Genomic DNA, 22,369 nt, shown 5'->3' on the forward strand with positions numbered 1-22,369 from the left:
ACTGGGCCGCACCGGCTCATCCGGGCCGCGCGCCGGGGAGTGGGCGGATCCGCGAGGTGCCGCCGACGTCGAGGGCGAGGATCGCGCGGGCGATCGTCCCGAGGGGCACTTCGTCGTCGGCGACGTCGTCCGTCGCCTCGAGCCATGCCCGCAGCGGCGCCCCGGTGTCGCTGACGATCTCCACGAGCGCCCCGCTGCCGCCGAGCGCATCGGTGGTGGCCGGTGAGAGACGCAGGATCCGCCGACCATCGCGGAAGGTGTCTTCGCCGCCGGCAACGACGAGACCCCGGTCTCCTGTCGCCCCGGCGGCCCGCGCTTCCGCCGTCGCCGCAGCGTCGAGCACGCCGTCGCGCACGATGACGCCGTAGCGCTCCGCCGCACGCGCTTCGGTGATGATGCCCTCGTGGAGGTCGGCGAGAACCTTGTCGACGGGGCGCTCCAGGGGCGAGCCGTAGCCACCGCCGCCGCCGGACTGCAGCACCGCGATGTCGCCCTTCACCATCGGAAAGCCGGAGATCTTGCCCGGAATGGGAGACGGGGAGATCACCTCCTCGCCGCGCACGACGTAGAAGTTGTTTGGCGCGGCGGCATAGCCGGCACACACGCCGTACGGCGGCAGAATGTTGCGGTCCGAGAGCTCGGAGAACTTGCCCTCGTCGGCGAGAAGGCGGACCTCGCGATGCATGCCGAGGCCGCCGCGATAGGTGCCGTCGCCGCACGAATCCGGTCGAAGCGTGCACGCTTCCACCAACAGAGCGTGTTCGATCTCCACGGACTCCACGGGTTGGATCGAGGCGAAGTCGCCCTCGTCGTAGGCCCGCAGGGTGTGGTGGCCGTCGTGACCGTTGTAGCCGCCGGTGCCGCCGGCCGGATATTCGTAGAAGATCGTCTGCCGGTCGCGCGCGCGGTTGTAGGAGCCGATGTAGGTGTGGTTCGACGCACCCTTGATGTCGCCGGACACGTAGCGGGGCACGGCGCGCGCCAGAGCCCCCATCACCACCGATTCGACACGGCGCCGAATCTCGGTGTAGCCGCCGGTCGCGCCGGGCGGCTTCACGTTGACGATGGACCCTTCGGGCGCCGCCACGGTGATCGGCACGAACGCGCCGTGGTTGATCGGCCCTTCGGGGTCGAGCAGAGCCTTGAGGGCGACGAAGCTGCCCATCGCGGCGACCGCGAGGCTGCCGTTGGTCGGCCCGGCCAGCTGAGGGGACGAGCCGGCGAAGTCGATCGACAGCGTGTCGCCGTCGACGGTGATGGCAACGCGCAACAGGACCGGATTGCCGGTCCGCAGATCGGCATCCATGTAGTCTTCGTAGTAGTAGGTGCCGGGCGTGATGGCGGTGATGGCCGAGCGCATGCGCCGCTCCGCCCGATCGATGAGCCCGCGCATGACGGCGGTCACGGCCGGGAAGGTAAACCGCGACACGAGCTGATCGAGGCGGGTCGCCGCCGTGTTGCAGCACGACAGCATGGCGAAGAAGTCGCCTTCCCGCTCGTCCGGCACGCGGACGTTGGAGAAGATGAGCCGCAGCAGCGCATCCACCGGTTTGCCGCGCTCGTGCACCTTCACGAAGGGAATTCGCAGCCCTTCCTGGTGGAACTCCGTCGCCTCGCCGGAGATGCTGCCCGGCGTCATGCCGCCGACGTCACCCCAGTGGGCGCGGGTGCAGATGAAGCCGAGGAGATCGTCGCCGCAAAAATGCGGGACGATCATCGCCACGTCGTTCATGTGCGTGCCGGACGTATAGGGATCGTTGACGAGGATCACGTCGCCCGGGTGGAGATCGCCGCCGAAGAAGGCCCGCGCCTCGCGCACCTGCCACGGCAGCGGCAGGATGTGCGCCGGACTGTCCTCCGACTGCGCGACGAGGTTGCCCGAGGCGTCGAGCAGCGCGCAGGAGAAGTCGTGCCCCTCATAGATGATCGACGAGTGGGCGGTGCGGATCATCGTCACCCGCATCTCGCGCACGGTGGAGACGAAATATTCCTGGATGATCTCGAGCGTAACGAGATCGATGTCGCTGTCCGTCACCGCCGACGCTCCATTCTGATGTTGCCGTGTTTGCAGAGTCCGGCGGTCCAGCCGGGCGGCACGTAGGTCGTGCAGCTGAACTCCTCGATGACCGCGGGGCCCTCGACGACGCAGCCCGGCGAAAGGTCGTCGCGATCGTAGACCGCGCTCTCGCTCCACTGGCCGCGCCAGTAGGTCGGGCGCGAGCCGCTCGGCTCCGGCATCACACCGGCATCGAGCGTGTCGATCCGCGGCTGCGTGACCTTTCCTTGCACCACGACCCGCACGGTGACCACTTCGATCGGCTTGTCGCTCCGCACGAAGCCGTAGCGGGTGCGGTAGAGCGTCTCGAAGCGCTGGCGCATGGTCTCTTCGGTGTCGCCCGCGGTGACGGGAACGCCGATCTCGAAGGCCTGGCCGCGATAGCGCAACTCGATGTGGGTTTCGGCGGAGACGGCGTCGCTCTCGAACCCGTCGGCCATGAGCTGCTCGCGCCCGCGTTCGACCAGCTCCGCGGCGGTGTCCACGAGCTGGGCGAAGCCGGCGGCGGTGAAGGTGCCAATGGCGGTCGCCGCATAGTCGTAACGCAGGTTCGCCCCGGTGAGGCCGAAGGCGGACAGGTTGCCCGCGTAGGGCGGCACCAGGATCTCGTCGATGCCCAGCTCCTCGGCGATTTCCGCGCTGTGCAGCGGGCCGGCCCCGCCGAGGGGCAGCAGCGTGAAGAGGCGCGGATCGTGGCCCCGCTCGACCGAGATCTCGCGAATGGCGCTGACCATCCGGGCGACGGCGAGCCGCACCACGCCCTCGGTGAGGAGATCGGCGTCGCCATAGCCGGTGGCGGCGACGAGGCGATCGCGGGCCGCCTCCGCGGCACTCCGATCGATCGTCATGCGACCGCCGAGAAGCGTCGCCTCGCCGAGCCGGCCGAGGAGCAGATCAGCGTCCGTCACGGTCAGCTCGGCGCCACCGCGGCCGTAGCAGGCCGGCCCCGGCGTGGCGCCGGCGCTGCGCGGACCCACCCGCAGGCTGTCGTCGATGTCGACCCAGGCGATGCTGCCTCCGCCGGCCCCGACGGTGTTGATGTCGAGCTGCGGCACCTTGAGCGGCATGCTCGCGATCATGCTTTCCGAGGCCATCATAGGCTTCAGCCCCTGCACCAGAGAGACGTCGGTGCTGGTGCCGCCCATGTCGCAGGTGATGAAGTTCTCGACCCCCGCCTCGCGACACACGAGAAGCGCGCCGTTCACCCCACCCGCCGGGCCGGAGAGGATCGTGCGGAACGGCTCGGTGCCGGCCTTTTGGGCCGTCATGATGCCGCCGTTCGAGCCCATCACGTAGAAGCTCTGGTCGCGCTCGCTGACGAACTTTCCAAGCCGCTCGAGGTAGCCTTCCATCTTTGGAAGGACGAAGCCGTTCACGACGGCGCTCGACAGCCGCTCGTACTCGCGGAATTCGGGAACGATGCTCGACGACGTGATGATCTTCGCGCGATTGAGCTTGCTGCGGAGAAAATTCGCGACGAGCCGCTCGTGGGCGTCGTTCTTGTACGCGTGAAGCAGGCAGATCACGACGACGTCGGCGTCGATCTCCTGAAGCGCCTGGGCCGCCTGCTCGAGCGTGGCCGGATCGGGTGCCCGCAGGACGGAGCCGTCCGCCATGATCCGCTCGTCCACCTCGATGCGCTGCGACCGGGGCACGAGCGGCGGTGCCTTGACGAAGCGCGTGTTGAAGAGGCCAGGGCCGGCACGGCGCGTTCGCCCGATTTCGAGGAGATCGCGGAAGCCCTTCGTCATCACGACCGCGAGCTTCGCCCCCTTGCGCTCCAGCAGTGCGTTGGTCGCCACGGTGGTGCCGTGCACCACGCGCGAGCCCGGCGCGTCGCACTCGCGGGACTCGCTCAGGATGCGCTCGACGGCCTCCGCCGGGTTGGCCGGGGTCGACGGTACCTTGGCGATCTGGACGCGGCCGGTCGTCACATCGTGGAGAGCGAGGTCGGTGAAGGTGCCGCCGGTGTCGATCCCTATGATTTTCATGCTGTTCTACCCGAAGTGGGCGCGCGAGGCGGTCAGCCACTTGTCGAAGTGGGCCAGCCCATCGCGCAGATGATAGTGCGGCGTGTAGTCGAGCACCCGGTGCGCCCGATCGTAGGAGAGCGGCCCGAGCGGCTGCTCGAGGACACCGTTGCGCACGACCATCGGCCCGTCGCCGAGCTCCATCGTGGCATCGGGATAGAGCTCGCGGATGGCCGCCGCGATCTGCTTCCAGGTCAGCACGACTCCGGTGCCGATATTGTAGGACCGGCCCTCGAGCCGCTCGGGCGCGACATCGAGCGCGGCGAGCGTGGCCCGGGTGATGTCGAGGATGTAGACGGGCTCCTTGGTTTGGTCCCCGCCGCGAGCCATGTGGAACGGCTTACCGATCTGCGCCGCCTCGAGCATGTCCTGGATGACGTTGCCCCTCAGGCCCGCCGGTCGACCGGGCCCGTAGATGTGCGGCATGCGCAGCGAGACGAAGTCGACCCCGAAGGCTGACGCGTAGACGTTGCCCCACTTCTCGGCGGCGAGCTTGGTCACGCCGTAGGGAGAATCGGGGTCGGTGGGATGGAGCTCGTCCACCGGCTCATACTGGCCCGGCCCGTAGACACTCTGGGAGCTGATGAGGACGATGCGGCCGAGGTCGAGGGAACGGGCCGCCTCGAGCACGTTGGTGATGCCGAGCAGATTGGTGGTGATGGTTCGCACCGGATTGTCGATGGACAGACCCGCGCCCACGATCGCCGCGGCGTGCACGACCCGCTTGGCGCCGGAGTGGGTCAACGCCCGCAGCAGCGCGAAGGAGTCGAGGATGTCGCCGAAGTAGAACGGCGCCGCCGCGATCGGATCGGAGTCGGAGATGGCCGTCGGGGGTCGCTGGTCGAAGAGCGCGACGGGTACGCCTTGGTCGAGCAGGGCTCTCGCGACGGAGGCTCCGATAAAGCCCCCGCCACCCGTCACGAGGACGGTGTCATGTGTCATCGGATCTCTCACTTGGAGTAGTATTCGGGCCAGACAGGGATCTCGAAGTTGATCGTGCCGCCCATGTGTTTCGCGTAGAGGTCGCGGATGGTCCCGTCGCTCCAGGCATCCATAATGGTCTTCTGAAGGAACAGCCGCCATTCTGAGTCGTCATGACGCACGCCGAGCACCCACGGATCGGGCTTGAACGGCGGTCCGACCAGAACGAGGCTGTCGTCGGCATCGGCAAACTTGCGCAAGGTCAGGTCGGTCGTGCTCATGGCGTCGATCCGCCCCTGCTTGAGCGCCAACAGCGCCTGCGGATATTCTTGGAAGTAGACGAGCTCGGCATCCGGCTGGAAGGCCAGCACGCCCTTGGCGTCGTTCGAACCCTGCACGGTGCCGACTTTCTTACCGCCGACATCCGCAATACTGTTGATCCCGCTCCCCTTCTCGACCAGAAGCGCTTGGCCGCCCAGGAAATAGGGGTCCGTGAAGTCGATGACCTTGCCGCGCTCGACGGTGGGGTTCATCACGGCGATGATCATGTCGACGTTGCCGTTGACGAGCATCGGAATGCGGGTCCGCGAGGTCACGGGGATGAGCTCAAGCTTTACGCCGAGCTTGTCGGCGATGTACTTCGCGAAATCGATCTCGAAGCCGACCCACTCGCCATTCCGGTCGATGTAGCCGGCCGGCGGAAAGTCGTTGCGGGCGCCGGCGATCAACGTTCCCCGCTCCTTCACCACGTCCAACGTCGATTCGCCGGGACCCTGGGCGGCGGCGTCGGTCGAGAGGGATGGGAGGGCCGCGGCGACAAGACCGAGCGCGAGCGCGGTGGCCGAAGCGTACTTTTTGAAGAACGTGTTCATGGGCTTCCTTTCCTGCGGGTCGGATTGGACGACGGCGCGTTGGATGCACCTCCCCCGTTCGGGCTCTCCACGAACCCGTCGGATGCGCCTGGTGGATGGGTCGGATTTAGGCTTTTTGGAATGTTCCGTGACGAATCATACGCTTTATCTCGATCCGTCGTGTATATCTCGATACTATAGTACAAGGTATAAAGTATACAAGAGCAACGAATGCAAATATTTCAATCGGTTTGAATTCTCTATTATTGACGATCGTCGCTGCGCGAAAGAGATCGACAATGCCGATTACGAATACAACCGATGTCGTCTTGTAGACCATCACAGCCTGGCTCATGAGGGCCGGCGTCATGTTGGCAAATGCCTGCGGCAGCACGATGTGTCTCAGGATCTGGACGAGATTCAGGCCGGTTGCCCGCCCCGCCTCCACGTTCCCATGGTCGATCGAGTTGATGCCTGCCCGGACGATTTCGGCCGAATACGCCGTGTTGAACACGATCAGCGCGACGAGACCGGCGGTGTAGGCCGGAACCGCCCCGACCAGGTGGGGAAGAAGAAAGTAGATCCAGAAGATCAACATCAGGACCGGAATCCCGCGGATCGTCTCGATGAGGAGCAGGGCGGGCAGCCGCAGCACGCGGTGTCCCGACGCCCGGGCGAGCGCCAGCGGCGTGCCGAGAAGCAGGCCACCGATCAGCGTGAACACGGTGAGATGGACCGTGGTCCACAAACCGGTCGAGAGAAAGTACAGATTGTCGGTGATGACGGAAAAATTCATGCTCACCCCATCAGGCCGCCGCGGTGACGTTAGCCATCGCCGTCATGTCTTTGGTGACACGCGATTTCGTCTTGCGATTGAGCCGGTGCTCGAGAATATACGCGCCCGCGCCGACGATCCCGCCGACGGCGAGATAGGCGAGCGTCGCCGCCGTGGCCGCCTCGAAGCCGCGGAAGGAATAGGCTTCGATCTGCTGCGTCTGGAAGGTGAGCTCCGGGATCGAGATCGTCATGGCGACGGAGGTGTTCTTCAGAGTCTCGAGCACCTGGGTCGTCGTCGGAGGGATCACGATGAAGCCGGCCTGCGGCAGGATGATCCGCCGCATGACCTGGGTGCGGGTGAGGCCGGTGGCGAACCCGGCCTCAAACTGCCCGCGGGGGATGGCCTGAATGCCGGAGCGGAAGATCTCCGCCAAATACGCGCTCTGGTGCAACCCGAGCCCGATGATCGCGGACTCGTATGCGTCGAAGCCGGCCCCGAAGTACAAGAAGAACATCTTGACCACGAGCGGCGTGTTCCGGAACACTTCCACATAGATTTCGCCGAGTGCCCGCGCCCAGCGAAGATGGCTGGCCCCCAAGATCCCAAACACGATTCCCAAGACCAGGGACGATAGAACACCGGTCACGAACAGGAACATCGTGATCCAGAAGCCCTCCAGCAGGAGGTCGCGGTATTCCCAAAGCACAGGCCAATGGAATTCGTAATTCATGCCGCTTCGCTCCGCACGCGATAGGTGGGCAGACCCGCGAGGGCGTCGGCCGCGGTAGGCAGCCCGCCGACCCACTGCAACAGCTGCTCGACATCGCTCGCCGGGGCGCCGCCGTAGGCGATGCAGTCGCGCACCTTCGCCACGAGCTGCTCGCGCGTGAGCGGCTTGTCGAAGTGCCCGAGCATCACGTCGACATGCTGGGTCAGCGTGCGACCGTCCTTCAGCGTGATGATGATGTCCTGCGGGCCGAAGCAGTAGTCTTCGTCCGTTTCCACCGTCGTCACCCGGTCGGCCAGCGCCCGGATCGCCGGATCGAGGACGACCTCGGGCTCGAGCTCGGCGAGGCCGAGCTTGCCGCGGAAGACGGCGACGGCGGCGTTGTAGGCAGCGTTGAACTGCGCGCTCACCTGCGGCGAGTCACCCGGACGATAGGGGCCGCCCACATAGTCGTGCGCCTCGTGCGGCATGCGCAGCTCCATCTCCGCGACATCGTCCGGCCCGAAGCCGACCGCCTCCTTGAGCGCGATCACGGCGTCGACCGCCGCATGGCAGAAGCGGCAGGACGGGTAGGGCTTCATCGACGCGGACATGCCCTCGAACCGCACGCCGAGGTCGTCGCGGAGATATTCGGGCGCGTAGTCGCCCAGCTCGTAGAGCGGGAAGAGCCCGAAGCGGCCCTCCAGCACGTCCTTCGCGCCGGTGAGGCCGGCGCCGGCATAGACCGCCGCCTCGACCGCCGCGCGCGCCGCGAACGCCGGCTGCATGCGCTTCGTCAGGCTCCCGTCGAGGATGCACTGGAAGTTCCCGGCCGCCAGGCTGTAGGCGATGCCCATCGCGTTGCGCAGCTCGGTTTCCGACAGACGGGCGATCATGCCCGCCGCGATGGCCGCCCCGAACACACCGCACGTCGCGGTCGGATGCCAGCCGCGATAGACGCGGATGGCCATGCCGAGGCGGTAGGAGATGTCGATCCCTGTCACGATCGCGCGCAGGAACTCAGGACCGCTGACCGGTCCGCACCGTTCGGCCATCGCCATCGCCGCCGGCAGCACGACCGCGTAGCCGTGCATGTCGCCCCGCTCGTGGGTGTCGTCGAAGTCGAGCGCATGGGCCATCAGGCTGTTGCCCATGGCGGCCGCCGGGGCCGGAACCCGCCGGTCCCGCACGAACAGCCGCGCCTCCGGCTTGCCGCCCCAGTCGACGAGCTGATCGATCACCGCCTCGCAGCCCGGAGCGCTGGCTCCGGCTGCGATGAGCCCCATCGTATCGAGGAGGTAGCTCTGCGTGGTCGCGATCACATCCGCCGGAATGTCGTCGAAGCGGATCCGGATGGCATGCGCGACGATCCCCTCAATGGCGTCGGCCATGCCTCAGGCCCTCCCGGCCGGGGTGAAGAGGGAGAGGAGCTCGGTGACGTCGTCCTGCGGGCCGAGGGCCGACAGGCGCGACACCATGGTGTCGGTGCGGTCCGCATAGTCGGGCAGATAGCCCAGCAAGGCGCGGAACTTCTCGACGATCTCCCGCTCGAACCGGCCCTTCTCCTCGTAGATCGGGTTCTCGGGGTCGCCGGAGGGAAGGTCGCGATAGGCCGTCACGCTGCGCCCGTCGTAGGTGTTGATCGTCACCTCGGTCGGGAAGCGTGCGGGGTAGCCCTTCTCGTACTCGTCGTCCGGGATGCCCTCCACACGGGCGCAGAGGTCGAGCACCGCCGGATCGTGGATCGCCTCCTCGGAATAGTGGACCGGCATCACCGGTCCGTGGATGATCGACGCGGCCACGGAGAACGGGATCGAGAACTGCGCGTCGACCACCGATGTCGGCCGGTAGCGGCGGCTCTTCGGGGTGCACAGGGTCTGGTAAGCGGTGCGGTAGACCCGAACCTTGGCGTCCTTCACCGAAGCGGCGTCGATCTTGTGCTCGCTCGTCAGCGCCAGGGTCGCGTCGATCACCTGGTGGTAGAAGCGGCAGCCGGCGTACGGCTTGAAGCTCGTCCCGTAGCCGCGATACTCGGTGCCGAGACCGTCGAGGATCATGTTCACGTCCCACTTGCGCTCGAACGAGAACGCCTTGAGGAAGCCGTGGACGCCTTCGATGATCGTGGACGGGCCGGTGTAGCCGTTCTTCGCCAGAAGGACCGACAGAATGCCGGCCTCGGCGGACTTGCCCGGATGCAGGCGCTTGATCCAGGAGCCGTCCGTCTTCCACTCCTCGAGCCCAGCGGCCTGGGTTCCGGCGATGCCGAGGGCCGCGACCATCTGATCCCGGTCGAGCCCGAGGATCTTGCCGGCGGCGGCCGCCGCGCCGAACACGCCGCAGGCGCCGGTGGGGTGGAACCCCTCGTCGTACATCGTCCCGAGGAAGGCGTCGCCGATCCGGCACATGAGCTCGTAGCCGCAGATGACGCCCTCGATGAGCTTGTCCCCTTTGGCGCCGACGAGTTCGGCCGCGGCCATCGCCGCCGGCACCACGGCGACCGCCGGATGCAGGACCGAGGTGCGGTGGTCGTCGTCCATCTCGACCGCGTGGCCCGTGGTGCCGTTGACGAGCGCACCGAGAGCGGCATTGGCCTTGTAGCTGCGCCCGACAACGGTGGCCGTCTCCTTGCCGCCGAGCTCCTCCACCACCTGCGCGATGATTTCGCTCGACCGCGAGTACGACCCGGTCAGCGCCACACCGAGGTAGTCCAAGATGAACATTCGAAACCGCTGGATCACCTCATCCGGGACCGTGCTGTACTCGCAGTCCATGATGAAATCGGTCAGCTGCTCGGTAATTGTCGGCCCCGAGATCTCGGTGATCGCGTGGTGCACATTCATGGGGTCGGACCTTCTCTCGATAGCTAGTGGATGTGAGGGCGCGCCAGGAGCGCGCTGAGCGCCGTCGTCGAATCCTGTGTGTCGAGCGTCGTGACGATCTCGAAGACGGCGCGTGCCCATGCGGGGCCGGCCACAGGCTCGACGAGGCGGAAGTATTTTTCGACGACCTCGTCATCGGTGAGTGGGTCGGCATCGCTGCCTTTCGCGTGCCCCACCTCCTCGGCGAGGACCGTGCCGTCGGTCAGATGCAGCCGGACGCGCACCCGGTGCCGCCCGGACGGGCCGAGCGCGTCGAGGTCCTCGGCCGGCTGCGCGCTCACGCGTCCGGCGAGGTCGATGATCTCGGGGTCGTGGATGCGCTGGGCCGTGAACTGCTCCACGAACGCCTCGCCGTCGATCATCGTCGCCGCCACGCAGTAGGGCATGTTCATCTGCGCGGCCGTGATGCTGCGGGGCTCATAGGGCCAGCCGACGTGAAGATAGGTCGCGGTCGTCGTATCGACGTCGATGCGCTCGACCATGCCCGGCGTCACGGCGTGACGCTCCCGCAGCCGCCGGATGGCCTCCACGGACGTGTGACAACTGCCGCAGCAGGAGTAGATCTTGAAGCCGACCTTCTCGGTCTCGAAGCGGCTTCCGAGCCCGTCGGCGATGAGGGCGGGCTTCGGTTCGTCGCTCAGCGTCGCGCAATATCCGCCATACTCGGCCTCGAAGACGTGATCGATGCCGGTAAAGCCCCGCGCGGCGAGCTCGGCGCCGACGACGCCGGCCTGGGCCGCGCGGCCGGCATGCATCCGCTTCACCATCGATTCGAACTGCGCCGCCATGAGCCCGGCGGACTGCGTCGCGGCGATGCCGATCGCATGCTCCGCCTCGCGCGGGGCGAGGCCGAGGAGGTTCGCCGCGGCGGCCGCGGCGGCGGGGGCCCCATTGGTCCCCGTCGGGTGGTAGCCTTTGACGAGATGGGACGTGCCGACGCTCAACCCGGCCCGGATCCCGACTTCGAACCCAGCGATCGACGCGGCGATCAGGGCCTCGCCACTCACCCCGCCGCGCGCTTCCGCCAGCGCCAGAGCCGCCGGAACGACGACCCCGCTCGGATGGAGGATCGACGACTTGTGGAGGTCGTCGAGCTCGAAACTATGGACGAGGGTTCCGTTGACCAACGCCGCCATGGCGGGGGGCACGGACCGGCCGGTGCCCCATACCGAGCCGCCTTCGATGCCCCCTTGCTCGACGACATAGTCGCTCAGGATGCGCCCCCACGGCGTCGTGGTCGCGAAGGTGGCGCATCCGATGGCATCGAGGAGACAGAGTTTGAACCGCGCGACCGCTGGAGCGGGAATGTCCTGGAAGCGGAGTTCCGAGACAAACCGCGCCGCAGACTGGCTGACGCCCTCTACGACGACCTGCTGCATTATGGCAGGACCGGATCGGGGATGGTCAGGTAGCGCTTCTCGAGCGCCATGTGCCCCTTGAGGCCGACCAGTTCCTCACGCTCGGGGAAGGACACCATGAGCGTGTCGTCCTCGCCGTCGGCGAGCTCTTCCACCTTGAGGATGTCGAGCGCCCGCTGCATGGCGCGAACGGCCGCACGCTGAAGATGGGAGGGAAAGATCACGACCTTGCAGCCGTAGTCCTCGAGCTCCTTGATGGGGACGCTCGGCGTCTTGCCGCCACCGAACATGTTGATCAGGAGCGGCGCTTCGATCTCTTTGGCCGCGATGCGGATCTCGTCCTTGGAGGTCGGCGCTTCGAAGAAGATCATCTCCGCACCGGCCTCGACATAGGCGTTGGCCCGCTTGATCGCCGCGTCGAACCCTTCGACGGCCCGAGCATCGGTGCGTGCGATGATGAGGAAGTCCGGATCGTTGCGCGCGCTCAACGCCGCCTCGATCTTCAGCGTCATCTCCTCGGTGGAGATGATCTGCTTGCCGTTATAGTGGCCGCACTTCTTCGGCGTCACCTGATCTTCGATGTGGACCGCGGCGGCGCCGGCGTCCTCGAACAGGCGGATCGCCCGCATCAGGTTCAGCGCGTTGCCGAACCCGGTGTCGATGTCGACGATCAACGGGATCGACACCGCTTCGGCCATCAGTCGCACGCGGTCGACGACTTCCGTCATGGACAAGAGGCCGACGTCCGGGAAGCCCAGGCTGCGGGAGATGCCCCCGCCGGTGACGTAGGCCGCCGAAAACCCGTTGGCTTCGACGAGCTTACCGGCCAGCGGGTCGATAATGCCCGGCGCGCGCAGCAGCGCATCTTGCGCGAGGAGCGCGCGCAAGCTCGCTGCGCGCCCCTTCGTCTTGCGCGTGTCAATCCACGATTCTTGATTCATTGTCCGCCGACTTTAACGTTGATAGGATACTTGAGGCCGATGCCTCGAGATGCTGCCGCATCGCCTCTTCGGCGGCCGCCGGGTCGCGGGCCCGGATGGCCTCCGCAATCTTCAAGTGCTCTTGGAGCGCAAGCGCCGCACGGCGCCCGCTCGAGCCCGACATCTCCCGGATCAGGCGGAGCTGACGGTACATACCGTTCAGGAGCTGCATCGCCCGCGCATTCCCCGACCCGATGATGACGGCTTCGTGGAAGTCGATGTCGTGCCGCGGATAACCCTTGCGCCGGTTCTTCGCGAAGGCCTTCTCGATCCGCTCGAGGCCGTCGAAAATTCCTTTGATCGCCGCATCGCTCATGCGCTCGGCCGCGAGGCGCGCCGTCAGACACTCGAGCTGCTGGCGCACCTGCAGGAGGTCCAGCGCATCCTGATAGGACGGGCTGATGACGTACGTTCCCTTCCGCGGGACCGTGGTCGCCAGCCCCTCGAAGTGAAGGCGCCGGAGCGCCTCCCGGAGCGGCGCGCGGCTGACCGACAGCTTCTCGGCCAGATCCGCCTCGAGCAAACGCTCACCCATCCCGATATGGCCGGACAGGATCGCAGTCTCCAGCGCCAGGTAAACCCGATCCGCAAGAGACGACGAATCTTCCAACTCTACTTTCATTTTTGCACCAATTTTTAGTTGATCCGCATTACCTTTACGCACAAGCGCGACGGCTTCAAACACCGCGGCAATACTCGTGGCAATAGTTGCAACGGACTTACCCCAAAGTTAGGTCAATGACTTAGTATTTTCCCGAGAAATTGGCGAGCCCTCGGATCCTTGGGCGCGGAGAAAAATGCTTCCGGCTTGGCCTCTTCGACGACACGACCGTCCGCCATGAAGATGATCCGGTCGGCGACCTTGCGGGCGAACCCCATCTCGTGGGTCACGACGACCATGGTCATCCCCTCCCGTGCGAGGCCGACCATCACGTCGAGAACCTCCTGGATCATCTCGGGATCCAGTGCCGACGTGGGCTCGTCGAAGAGCATGATCTTCGGCTCCATCGCGAGAGCCCGGGCGATCGCGACGCGCTGCTGCTGCCCACCGCTCAGCTGCGCGGGGTAGGCGTTCTCCTTTTCCGGCATCCCGACTTTCGCCAGAAGCTCACGCGCACGCGCCAGAGCCTCGTCCTGCGAATTCTTGCGCACCAGCATCGGCGCCAAGGTAATGTTCTGACATACCGTCATGTGCGGGTAGAGATTGAAGTGCTGGAAGACCATGCCGACCTCGGCCCGCAGCCGCGTCATCGCCCGGCCGCCCCCGCCAAGCGTCATCCCGTCCACCCACACGGTGCCGGCCTGGATCGTCTCCAGCGCATTGATGCACCGCAGCATCGTGCTCTTGCCCGAACCGCTCGGACCGCAGATGACGACCACTTCCCCGCGATGCACGGTCAGCTCGATGTCGTTCAGAACTTGCAGAGGCCCGAAGAACTTGTTGGCTTCGCTGAATCTTATGATCGGTGACATCTGCTGTCCGTCGCCACTCATCGAATCCCGCCTCTCAAAGGTCGGCCGCCGGCGCACCGGCAGCCCGTGGACGTCAGCGCCCGCACCGCGCCTCGACTTCGAAAAGCCTATCAGCCCCCTCGCACAATGTCGACAATATTCTTTCGATTTTTCACGCAAGGACGGCTGCGACCCCGGCGATCTCAATCTCCCACCCCAGAACATTCCGCCCTCCCGGGGCAACGCCACATCGGAGGCTCGGGAGCGCGGACTAGGGTCAGGCCTCCCACGATTGCCGCAATGGTGGGGCCTGCCAGACCGGCGATCTTGGCGGCGGCGCACTCAGCCGCTCCAGGGAGCGCCTGACCTGCCATGAACAGAGACATCGTGAAGCTGACGCCCGCGATCGGCAGCGCTGCGCTCCGCGGCCCGACCGATGCGGACGCCGAGCCCGGTGTGGAGGAACGCTTCGAATGTGGGGGCGATCGGGGCGTGGCTGACGACGATGGCGAGGATCGTCGCGGCGAGGAGACGGATGCCGGCGGACGGCCCCCGGCTGACGAAGTCGACGGCGGCGGCGTCCACGCGATGGCCGAGCCGGCCCAGCATCGCATCGACGAGCGAGCTCGAGTCCCAGGGCCCGCCGTGGCCCCAGCCGAGATGAAGAAGGTCGGCGTCGACCCGCGCCCTCGCTCGACTGGATCCTAGCGAGGGCGGGGGTCGATCGGTCGATCCAGGAGCTTTATAGATCGAGGCTCGGTCATGCTGTTGGTCGTCGGGACAGGCCGTCGTCACGGCGCCGGCAAGGCGGGGGTCGACATTCCGTCGGCAGGTCCGAAACCGACCATCACGGCGGTTGGCCGCTGCAAGGCGGGATGATCATGCGGTCCACCCCGATCAAGCCGCATTCGATGTCGATCCGGCCCTCGCACCCGCCTCGCTCGATCTCCCGTCGCGCTGGCCGCGTCGTCCCAGGCGCCTCGCGAGCGCATCGAACGGCAAGGCGAAGGCGATCGACAGGCCGATCGCGATGGCGGCGGTCACGAGCGCGGCCGTCCCGGCGAGCGCCAACGTCTCGCCCACGAGCGGGGGCGGCGCGTCGGCACCCGCGTGAATGATCGCGAGCCCGTTGCTGCCCGCACGGAAGGCGGAGGAGGCCGGCATCATCCCCACCACCCCCGGAAAGGCGAACGTGACCGTCGGGACGCGGTAGCGGATCGCGAAGCAGCGGGCGACCAGCGCCGCGGCGAGCGCGGCCACGAGCGAGGCGGCGACCAGGTCGAGCCCGAAGTCCTGGCAGAGCGTTCGGGTGCCCCGCCCGACGATGGCGCAGACCATGCAGATCCATGCCGCCTTGGCGGGAACGTTGAAGACCAGCGCGACGCCAATTCCGACGACCGCCGCCAGCGGAAGCTCCTCCCAGAGCGGCAGCCGGGCAGCGGTCGCGTCCATCACCAGGGCATCTCCCGTCACGGCGGCGACCAGGAACAGGCCGAAGGCGATCGCCAGGATCGTCACGGTCCCGACGGAAAGGCGCGCCAGGCCAACGACGACGTGGCGGCCGAGCGTGTCGCGAACCCCGTTGAGCAAGGGCACGCTGGGAACGAGCACGAGACCGCCCGCGACGAGGCACAAGACGGGCGACGTCCCCGGGAACAGCTGCACGCCGAGGCTGCCGACGAGTCCGCCGCCGAACGCGGCCAGCGCCGCGGCCGCGATGGGGTTCATGCCGGCCGCGGCGAGACGCGCGCGGATCGTCCAGGCGCTCGCCCCGACGAAGACCGAGACAAAGGTCACGGCGGCGGTGGCGCTGAACAGGCGGGCGAGCGCGGCCGCCGTGACGCCCATCGCGAGGCCGACGAGCCACGCCGGGTAGCCGCTCGACCCGCTCTCGACCGCATCGAGCCGCGCGTCGATGGCGGCCGGACTCCACGATCGCGCGGCCCCGTCGCGGCGAATGTCCTCGAGCGCCTCGAGCGTGCCCATGTTGACCGACGGACCGGCGATCGTGCGGCCGAGACGGGTGCAATAGCCATGGCTGCCTTCGAGCGTCAGCAGCAGCCCCTCGGGTAGGATGAGCGGGCGCGCGCGGTAGCCCCACGCTTCGGCCAGCGTCGTCATCGCCTGCTCGACGTGCGCTGAGTCGGCGCCGTTCAGCACCAGCAAGCGCCCGAGCCGCAGCACGAGGTGAGCGACGTCGCTCGCCGACGGCGCATCGGCTGGCGGTGACCGCGCGCCGCTGTCCTCAATGGTCGAGAGGCTGTTGCTCGGGTCCATCGGCCGTGCCGCCTTCGATCGTCACGCGACCCGCGGCAGTCCCGCGAGATGCTTGTCGAGCGTGATCGGATAGTCGCGCACGCGCACGCCCGTCGCGTTGTAGACGGCATTGGCGATCGCGGCGGCGACGCCGCAGAGGCCGATCTCGCCGATCCCCTTCGCCTTCATCGGCGACGACTTGTTGTCGGGATAGTCGAGGAATACGACCTCCTGGTGTGGGATGTCGCCGTGGACCGGCACCTCGTAGAAGCCGAGGTCGTTGGTGATGAAGGTGCCGTGGCGCACGTCGACGGCGAGCGTCTCCATCAGCGCGGCGCCGACGCCCATCGTCATGCCGCCGATGACCTGGCTGCGCGCCGTCGTCGGGTTGATGACGCGGCCGGAGTCGATCACGGCCAGCATGCGACGCACGCGCATCTCGCCGGTGAATCCGTCGACGGCCACCTCGGCGAACTGTGCCGCGAAGGTCGCCTGGACGAACTGCTCGTCGAGGTCACCGTAGGTGATGCCGTCCTCGGCGACGAGCGGCCCCTCACGCACGGCCTCGGCGAGCGCCACGGACCGGTCGCCCGAGAGGACCCGGCCATCGCGGAACTCTGCGTCCGCGGCGTCGATGCCGAGCCGCGCGGCCACCGCCTCGCGCAGTTTCACACATGCCGCGTAGAGGCCCGAGGTGGCGTTGTTGGCGCCGAATTGGCCGCCGGAGCCCGCCGACACCGGGTAGGCGGAATCGCCGAGGCGCACCGTTACGGCGGCGAGCGGCACGCCCATCATCTCCGCCGCCGTCTGGGCGAGGATGGTGTAGCTGCCGGTCCCGATGTCGGTCATGTCCGTCTCGACCGTGAGCCCGCCGTCGACTTCGAGCCGGACCCGCGCCGCCGAGGGAAGAAGGAGGTTGAGCCGGAAGCCGCCCGCCATGCCCATGCCGATCAGCCATTTGCCGTCGCTCTGCGCGCCTGGCGTGGGATTGCGGCGGTCCCAGCCGAACCGCTCCGCGCCGGTCCTGAGACATTCGACGAAGTGACGCTCCGAGAAGGGCCGATCCGGCTCGCGCGGGTCCACTTGGGTGTCGTTGACGATCCTGAGCGCGACAGGGTCCATGCCGAGCTTCTCCGCCAGCTCGTCCATGGCGATCTCGAGCGCCATCAGCCCGGGCGCCTCGCCAGGGGCGCGCATGTCGTTGCCCTCGGCAAGGTCGAGCGCGGCGAGCTTCATCGTGAGGTAGCGGTTGGGAGCGGCGTAGAACAGGCGCGTCGGGGCGATCGCCGCCTCCGCGAACGCCCCCGGCAGGTTGCCGTTGAGGCTGACGTGGCCGATGGCGGTCAGTCGGCCGTCCCGCGTCGCGCCGAGGCGGATGTGCTGGTGCGTTCCCGCGCGGCGCGTGGTGTTGTTGATGACGAGCGGCCGCTGCAGCGTGACCTTGACCGGACGGCCGACCGCCCGTGCGCCGAGCGCCGCGAGGGGCGCGTCGCACTGGGCGATCAGCTTGGCGCCGAACCCGCCACCGATGAAGGGCGCTTCGAGCCGCACGTCCCCCTCGGTGACCCCGAGCCACTTGGCAAGGTCGGGGCGGTGCCAGGCGACGATCTGGGCGGAGGTCCAGATCGTGACCTTGCCGTCTCTCCAGGCGGCGGTGGTGGCGTGCGGCTCCATCATCGCGTGTGTCTGGTCGGGCGTCGTGTAGTGCTGGTCGACGGTCACGGGCGCTGCGGCGAACGCGGCCTCGAAATCGCCGATCCGGTCCACCACCGGATAATCGGGCGCGTCACGGTCGGCGACCGGCTCGGCCGTCGCGGCCTCCGCCGCCAGATCATATCGACCGGGCGCGACCTCGTACTCGACGGTGAGGAGATGAGCCGCCGCGCTCGCCTCTTCGAAGGTGTCGGCGACGACGAGGGCGATCGCCTGGCCATAGTGCTGCACCTGCGCGCCGCCGAAGAGATGCACGGTGGTGCGGAACCCGGGCGCCAGCGGCGCGAAGTCGAGCGTCGACAGCACGGCGAGCACCCCGGGCGCGGCCTGCGCGGCAGCGGTGTCGATGGAGACCACTCTGCCCCGCCCGATCGACGCGCCGACGATCCAGCCATAGGCGGGGTTCGAGACCGCGTCGTGCCGCTCGTAGGCGTATCGCGCGGTGCCGGTGACCTTGCGCGGGCCGTCGATGCGCGGGACGGGTCGGCCGACAACCGAGAGCCGGTCGATCGGGTTCTCTCCGGCGGGCGTTGCGAACTTCATGGCCTCACCCCTTCCCTTCGGCGATCACCAGCGCGAGCGTGCGCTCGGCGAGGGGGATCTTGAACGCGTTCTCATGGGTCGGCTTGGCGCCGTCGAAGGCGCTCGCGACGACCGCGGCCGGCCCCTCGGGCAATGCCGCCTCGGCTTCGGCGACCCGCCACGGGCGCGGCGCGACGCTGCCGAACGCCACGCGACCCGTCCCGTCCTCGTCGAGAACGGCTGCGACCGAAACGATCGCGAACGCATACGACGCGCGATCGCGGACCTTGTGGTAGTGGTGCGTGCCGGCAGGCGGCGGCGGCAGCGTGACGGCGGTGATCAGCTCGCCCGGCTCCAGCGCGAACTCGATCTCGGGCGTCTCGCCGGGCAGGCGGAAGAACTCGGCGAGCGGGATGCTGCGCGTGTTCCCCGCGGCGTTCATCGTCTCGACCGCGGCGTCGAGAACCATCAGCGCGACGGCCATGTCGCCCGGGTTCTGCGCGATGCAGGCTTCGCTCGTGCCGACCACGGCCAGCGAGCGCGAGGCGCCGCCGATCGCCGAGCACCCCGAACCGGGCACGCGTTTGTTGCACGGCGTGTGGACGTTGTAGAAATACGGGCACCGGTTGCGCTGCAGGAGGTTGCCCCCGACCGACGCCTTGTTGCGCAGCTGACCCGTCGCCCCCGCGACGATCGCGCGGGAGACGACACCGTAGTCGCGTTTCACCCGCGGGTGCGCGGCGAGCGCGGTGTTGGTGACGAGAGCACCGATCCGCAGCCCCCCATCCGGCGTGTCCTCGATGGTGGCGAGCGGCAGACCGCGGACGTCGACGAGATGCGTCGGCCGCTCGATCTGGAACTTCATGAGGTCGAGAAGATTGGTGCCGCCGGCGATGAATTTGGCCCCCGGCGTGCCGGCGACCGCGCGGATCGCCGCTTCCGGGCTCGTCGCCCGCTCGTAGGTGAACGGCGTCATCCCCTGGCCTCCGCGACTTCGGTGATGGCGTCGGCGATGTTGGAATAGGCGCCGCAGCGGCAGATGTTGCCGCTCATGCGCTCGCGCAGCTCGATGTTGCTGAGTGCCATCGGTGCCGTGAGGTCGCCGGTGACATGGCTCGGGACCCCCTGCTCGACCTCGGCGAGCACCGCGACCGCCGAGCAAATCTGCCCGGGCGTGCAGTAGCCGCACTGAAAGCCGTCATGCTTCACGAAGGCGGCCTGCATCTCGTGCATGTCGTCCGGCGTGCCGAGACCTTCGATCGTCGTGACGCTGTCGCCGTCATGCATCACCGCGAGGCTGAGGCAGGCGTTGATCCGCGTGCCGTTGACCAACACCGTGCAGGCGCCGCAGTGCCCGTGGTCGCACCCCTTCTTGGTGCCGGTGAGATGGAGGTGCTCGCGCAGGGTGTCGAGCAGGGTGGTGCGCGTGTCGAGCGTCAGCGCGTGCGGTTCGCCGTTGACGTCGAGCCTGACCGCGTTCGTCGGCGCCGTCTCGGCCAGCGCCGGCGACGGGCCGACCATCGGCACCGTCGTCAGCGCACCGGACGCGGCAGCGCCGGCGACGAACTCGCGGCGGTTCAGGAGCCACTCGGGCAACAACATCATATGACCCTCCTCCGACGCGGCGCGATGTCGTTCGTGCGAACGGACAGCGCCCGGCTCACGTCCTGCAAAAGGTTGCGAGGAGAGGGTAGGTTCTCAGCCCGGAGTGGGCAGGTTAAGGATCGTAAATTGGAGTAATTCGCATGCGGCGCGCGTGACGATCCGTCGTCAGGCGAGGACGCCGTGAATCTGGGCGACGGCGGCCGCGCCTTCGCCGACGGCGGCGGCCACGCGCTTCGTCGAGCCGGCGCGGACGTCGCCGACGGCGAAGATTCCCCGCCGGCTCGTTTCGAGGAGCAGTCGCCCCGGTCCGGCCTCGCTTCCGGTGACGACGAAACCCTTGTCGTCGAGGGCGACTTTGCCGCTCAGCCAGGCGGTGTTCGGCTCCGCCCCGATGAAGAGGAAGAGATGGCGCAGCGCGCAGTGCTTCGCCGCCCCGGAGCGCCTATCCACGAAGACCGCGCCGGTCAGGCCATGCACGCGGTCGCCTTCGAGACCGACGATCTCCGTTCCGACGTGCAGCTCGACGTTGGGAAGGGCCGCGATGCGCTCGACGAGGTAGTGCGACATCGTCTCGTGGAGGGGGCGCCGCACGAAGAGATGGAGCTTGGCGACCGAGCCCGCGAGAAACACCACCGCCTGCCCCGCCGAGTTGCCGCCGCCGACCAGCGCGACCTCTTCCCCCCGGCACAGCCGCGCCTCGATCGACGTCGCCCAGAACGACACGCCGGCGCCTTCGACTTCGCCGAGATTGGCGACGTCGGGGCGGCGGTAGCGCGCGCCCGAGGCGACGACGACTGTCCGGGCGGTGGCGCTCTGGCCGTTGTCGAGGTGGAGGGCGAAGGCGCGCGTCTCGTCGCCACACTCGAGGCGGATGGCGCCGAGAGGAATCGCGAGCTCCGCACCGAACTTCGTCGCCTGCGCGAAGGCGCGGCCGGCGAGAGCCTGCCCCGTGATACCGGTCGGAAAGCCGAGATAGTTCTCGATGCGGGCGGATGCGCCGGCCTGGCCGCCATACGAGCGCTCGTCGCACACCAGCACCGACAGCCCCTCCGACGCCGCGTAGACGGCTGTCGCGAGGCCCGCCGGACCGGCGCCGATCACCGCGACGTCGTACAGCCTGTCCGGCTCCAGCGACGGCATCATCCCGAGGCAGGCCGCCGCCTCCTGGTCGCTGGGCCGCTTCAGCATCGTGCCGTCGGGGCAGATCATCAGCGGCAGATCGCGTTCCAGCACGCCGAGACGCCGGATCAGCTCGCGCCCTTCCGGCTCGCAGGTCGCGAGCACGGTGTGGGGATGGCTGTTGCGCGTCATGAAGCCGGAGAGGCGAACGAGGTCGGGATCGCTGCGCGCCCCGACCAGCACCGGTCCCGCCTCGCCGGCCTGCCCGGCCTCGATCAGCGCCACCCGGCGCAGAATGAAGGCGCGCATGATCGTCTCGCCGACGTCCGCCGAGCCGATGATCAGGGCGCGAAGGTGCGCCGCATCGAACGGCACGGCGAGGGCGCCGGCATCGCCCGCGCGGGCCGACGTGAGGCCGGCGCGTCCGCTGAGCTGGGCGGTCTCGCCGCTCATCTGGCCGGGGCCGTGGACCACGATGACGGCCTCGCGACCCGTCCCGCCCTGCTGGCTGGCGATGATCGACCCCTTGAGCACGAGCCATGCGGGGACGTTGCGTTCCCCGATGTCGTACACGCGCTCGCCCGGCGCAAAGCTGCGCTCGGCGCCGCTGGCGAAGCGCCGCGCCGATTCCAGTTGCGTCGCGGACAGTGTCGGGAAGAGCTGCGCTCTGCGCGTTTCGCTCGTGTTCATCGCTGCAACCTTCGGCCTTGCGGGCCTCCGTCGATGAAGCGTCCGCCTAGGAGGAGGTCGGCGTCACGTTTTTCGGACGGAGCACCAATGCGGTCCGCTCGGCGAGATCCCCGATGCGGGCGAGGTAGTCCTTGAAGTGCGGCGTGTCGCGGTGCGCCACGATGGCGGCGTCATCCACGTAGAGCTCGTCGAGCACGAAGCGCCCCTCTTGCGCAGGGTCCTCCCAGATGTCCCAGCGCAGGTTGCCGGGTTCGGCTCGGCAGCGGGGCGCCATCGTCTCCAGCAGCTCGACCAGCGCTGCGGTCTTGCCGGGCTTGGCGGTGAGGATCGCGGTGATCTTGGCCTGTGACGGCATGGGTGTCCCTTGACAGAAAGACCGCTGCCGGGTCCGGTTCTGCCGCCACTCTACTGCAGGGTCGCGCGATCATTGCAGTAAAAATTTGTAAGCGACGC

The 22,369-nt window shown here is 67.9% G+C and carries 20 protein-coding genes; 1 reads left to right on the top strand and 19 read right to left on the bottom strand.

The window, feature by feature from the left end; all coding sequences use genetic code 11:
* Window positions 1-16: 16 nt before the first annotated feature.
* The 13 genes from JCR33_RS15450 to JCR33_RS25645 form a co-directional block, all read right to left on the bottom strand.
* Window positions 17-2,035, bottom strand: a complete 2,019-nt coding sequence (locus tag JCR33_RS15450; RefSeq protein WP_198883000.1) for a hydantoinase B/oxoprolinase family protein — start codon at window positions 2,033-2,035, stop codon at window positions 17-19.
* A complete protein-coding gene (locus tag JCR33_RS15455) occupies window positions 2,032-4,047 on the bottom strand; it encodes a hydantoinase/oxoprolinase family protein (protein WP_198883001.1) in 2,016 nt (671 codons plus the stop codon). The genes JCR33_RS15450 and JCR33_RS15455 overlap by 4 nt, the downstream gene beginning before the upstream one ends.
* A 6-nt stretch (window positions 4,048-4,053) precedes the next feature.
* Complete coding sequence (locus JCR33_RS15460; protein WP_198883002.1) at window positions 4,054-5,028, bottom strand: NAD-dependent epimerase/dehydratase family protein; 975 nt, start codon at window positions 5,026-5,028, stop codon at window positions 4,054-4,056.
* An 8-nt stretch (window positions 5,029-5,036) separates the two neighbouring features.
* The gene (locus JCR33_RS15465) at window positions 5,037-5,879 is read right to left on the bottom strand and encodes a transporter substrate-binding domain-containing protein (protein ID WP_198883003.1); all 843 of its coding nucleotides are present in this window, start codon (window positions 5,877-5,879) and stop codon (window positions 5,037-5,039) included.
* Window positions 5,880-5,985: 106 nt separating this feature from the next.
* Window positions 5,986-6,654: an amino acid ABC transporter permease gene (locus JCR33_RS15470; protein ID WP_198883004.1), complete on the bottom strand. Its 669-nt coding sequence runs from the start codon at window positions 6,652-6,654 to the stop codon at window positions 5,986-5,988.
* Between the two features lie 10 nt (window positions 6,655-6,664).
* On the bottom strand, window positions 6,665-7,366 hold the full coding sequence (locus JCR33_RS15475; RefSeq protein ID WP_198883005.1) for an amino acid ABC transporter permease: 702 nt from the start codon (window positions 7,364-7,366) through the stop codon (window positions 6,665-6,667).
* Complete coding sequence (locus tag JCR33_RS15480; protein WP_198883006.1) at window positions 7,363-8,733, bottom strand: MmgE/PrpD family protein; 1,371 nt, start codon at window positions 8,731-8,733, stop codon at window positions 7,363-7,365. The genes JCR33_RS15475 and JCR33_RS15480 overlap by 4 nt, the downstream gene beginning before the upstream one ends.
* 3 nt (window positions 8,734-8,736) lie before the next feature.
* On the bottom strand, window positions 8,737-10,182 hold the full coding sequence (locus JCR33_RS15485) for an MmgE/PrpD family protein (protein WP_198883007.1): 1,446 nt from the start codon (window positions 10,180-10,182) through the stop codon (window positions 8,737-8,739).
* A 23-nt stretch (window positions 10,183-10,205) separates the two neighbouring features.
* Entirely contained in the window at window positions 10,206-11,600 is a 1,395-nt protein-coding gene (locus JCR33_RS15490) for an MmgE/PrpD family protein (RefSeq protein ID WP_198883008.1), read from the bottom strand.
* The gene (locus tag JCR33_RS15495; RefSeq protein WP_198883009.1) at window positions 11,600-12,466 is read right to left on the bottom strand and encodes an isocitrate lyase/PEP mutase family protein; all 867 of its coding nucleotides are present in this window, start codon (window positions 12,464-12,466) and stop codon (window positions 11,600-11,602) included. The genes JCR33_RS15490 and JCR33_RS15495 overlap by 1 nt, the downstream gene beginning before the upstream one ends.
* Before the next feature lie 31 nt (window positions 12,467-12,497).
* A complete protein-coding gene (locus JCR33_RS15500) occupies window positions 12,498-13,244 on the bottom strand; it encodes a GntR family transcriptional regulator (protein ID WP_198883010.1) in 747 nt (248 codons plus the stop codon).
* Between the two features lie 50 nt (window positions 13,245-13,294).
* On the bottom strand, window positions 13,295-14,053 hold the full coding sequence (locus JCR33_RS15505) for an amino acid ABC transporter ATP-binding protein (RefSeq protein WP_211110332.1): 759 nt from the start codon (window positions 14,051-14,053) through the stop codon (window positions 13,295-13,297).
* A 161-nt stretch (window positions 14,054-14,214) separates the two neighbouring features.
* Window positions 14,215-14,397, bottom strand: coding sequence for a hypothetical protein (locus JCR33_RS25645; RefSeq protein WP_198883011.1), 183 nt, complete (start codon window positions 14,395-14,397; stop codon window positions 14,215-14,217).
* A 1-nt stretch (window position 14,398) separates the two neighbouring features.
* Here JCR33_RS25645 and JCR33_RS25650 point away from each other — a divergent pair, with 1 nt between their 5' ends.
* Entirely contained in the window at window positions 14,399-14,719 is a 321-nt protein-coding gene (locus JCR33_RS25650) for a hypothetical protein (RefSeq protein WP_198883012.1), read from the top strand.
* 189 nt (window positions 14,720-14,908) lie between these two features.
* Here JCR33_RS25650 and JCR33_RS15520 read toward each other — a convergent pair whose 3' ends face one another.
* The 6 genes from JCR33_RS15520 to JCR33_RS15545 all read right to left on the bottom strand — a co-directional run bounded on the left by JCR33_RS15520 (window position 14,909) and on the right by JCR33_RS15545 (window position 22,271).
* Window positions 14,909-16,288: a threonine/serine exporter family protein gene (locus tag JCR33_RS15520; RefSeq protein WP_198883013.1), complete on the bottom strand. Its 1,380-nt coding sequence runs from the start codon at window positions 16,286-16,288 to the stop codon at window positions 14,909-14,911.
* A gap of 21 nt (window positions 16,289-16,309) precedes the next feature.
* Window positions 16,310-18,523 carry an aldehyde oxidoreductase molybdenum-binding subunit PaoC gene (gene paoC / locus JCR33_RS15525; protein ID WP_198883014.1) on the bottom strand — a complete coding sequence of 738 codons (2,214 nt, stop codon included), beginning with the start codon at window positions 18,521-18,523 and terminating at the stop codon, window positions 16,310-16,312.
* 4 nt (window positions 18,524-18,527) lie between these two features.
* Window positions 18,528-19,478 (bottom strand): FAD binding domain-containing protein, encoded by a 951-nt coding sequence (locus tag JCR33_RS15530; protein WP_198883015.1) that lies wholly within the window; start codon window positions 19,476-19,478, stop codon window positions 18,528-18,530.
* Window positions 19,475-20,107 (bottom strand): aldehyde dehydrogenase iron-sulfur subunit PaoA, encoded by a 633-nt coding sequence (gene paoA, locus JCR33_RS15535; protein WP_408628769.1) that lies wholly within the window; start codon window positions 20,105-20,107, stop codon window positions 19,475-19,477. Before paoA ends, JCR33_RS15530 begins: the two co-directional genes overlap by 4 nt.
* Window positions 20,108-20,272: 165 nt before the next feature.
* A complete protein-coding gene (locus tag JCR33_RS15540) occupies window positions 20,273-21,916 on the bottom strand; it encodes an FAD-dependent oxidoreductase (RefSeq protein WP_198883016.1) in 1,644 nt (547 codons plus the stop codon).
* 46 nt (window positions 21,917-21,962) lie between these two features.
* Window positions 21,963-22,271 carry a putative quinol monooxygenase gene (locus JCR33_RS15545; RefSeq protein WP_198883017.1) on the bottom strand — a complete coding sequence of 103 codons (309 nt, stop codon included), beginning with the start codon at window positions 22,269-22,271 and terminating at the stop codon, window positions 21,963-21,965.
* Between the last annotated feature and the right edge of the window lie 98 nt (window positions 22,272-22,369).

The sequence above is a fragment of the Acuticoccus mangrovi genome (assembly GCF_016411865.1).
Lineage (GTDB): Bacteria > Pseudomonadota > Alphaproteobacteria > Rhizobiales > Amorphaceae > Acuticoccus > Acuticoccus mangrovi.

Coding starts and splice junctions, on each gene's coding strand:
- JCR33_RS15485 (WP_198883007.1), bottom strand. CDS start 10,182: ATGAATGTGCACCACGCGATCACCGAGATCTCGGGGCCGACAATTACC.
- JCR33_RS15455 (WP_198883001.1), bottom strand. CDS start 4,047: ATGAAAATCATAGGGATCGACACCGGCGGCACCTTCACCGACCTCGCT.
- JCR33_RS15545 (WP_198883017.1), bottom strand. CDS start 22,271: ATGCCGTCACAGGCCAAGATCACCGCGATCCTCACCGCCAAGCCCGGC.
- JCR33_RS15505 (WP_211110332.1), bottom strand. CDS start 14,053: ATGAGTGGCGACGGACAGCAGATGTCACCGATCATAAGATTCAGCGAA.
- JCR33_RS15520 (WP_198883013.1), bottom strand. CDS start 16,288: ATGGACCCGAGCAACAGCCTCTCGACCATTGAGGACAGCGGCGCGCGG.
- JCR33_RS15475 (WP_198883005.1), bottom strand. CDS start 7,366: ATGAATTACGAATTCCATTGGCCTGTGCTTTGGGAATACCGCGACCTC.
- JCR33_RS15460 (WP_198883002.1), bottom strand. CDS start 5,028: ATGACACATGACACCGTCCTCGTGACGGGTGGCGGGGGCTTTATCGGA.
- JCR33_RS15470 (WP_198883004.1), bottom strand. CDS start 6,654: ATGAATTTTTCCGTCATCACCGACAATCTGTACTTTCTCTCGACCGGT.
- JCR33_RS25645 (WP_198883011.1), bottom strand. CDS start 14,397: ATGTCTCTGTTCATGGCAGGTCAGGCGCTCCCTGGAGCGGCTGAGTGC.
- paoC (WP_198883014.1), bottom strand. CDS start 18,523: ATGAAGTTCGCAACGCCCGCCGGAGAGAACCCGATCGACCGGCTCTCG.
- JCR33_RS15465 (WP_198883003.1), bottom strand. CDS start 5,879: ATGAACACGTTCTTCAAAAAGTACGCTTCGGCCACCGCGCTCGCGCTC.
- paoA (WP_408628769.1), bottom strand. CDS start 20,107: ATGATGTTGTTGCCCGAGTGGCTCCTGAACCGCCGCGAGTTCGTCGCC.
- JCR33_RS15490 (WP_198883008.1), bottom strand. CDS start 11,600: ATGCAGCAGGTCGTCGTAGAGGGCGTCAGCCAGTCTGCGGCGCGGTTT.
- JCR33_RS15540 (WP_198883016.1), bottom strand. CDS start 21,916: ATGAACACGAGCGAAACGCGCAGAGCGCAGCTCTTCCCGACACTGTCC.
- JCR33_RS15480 (WP_198883006.1), bottom strand. CDS start 8,733: ATGGCCGACGCCATTGAGGGGATCGTCGCGCATGCCATCCGGATCCGC.
- JCR33_RS15530 (WP_198883015.1), bottom strand. CDS start 19,478: ATGACGCCGTTCACCTACGAGCGGGCGACGAGCCCGGAAGCGGCGATC.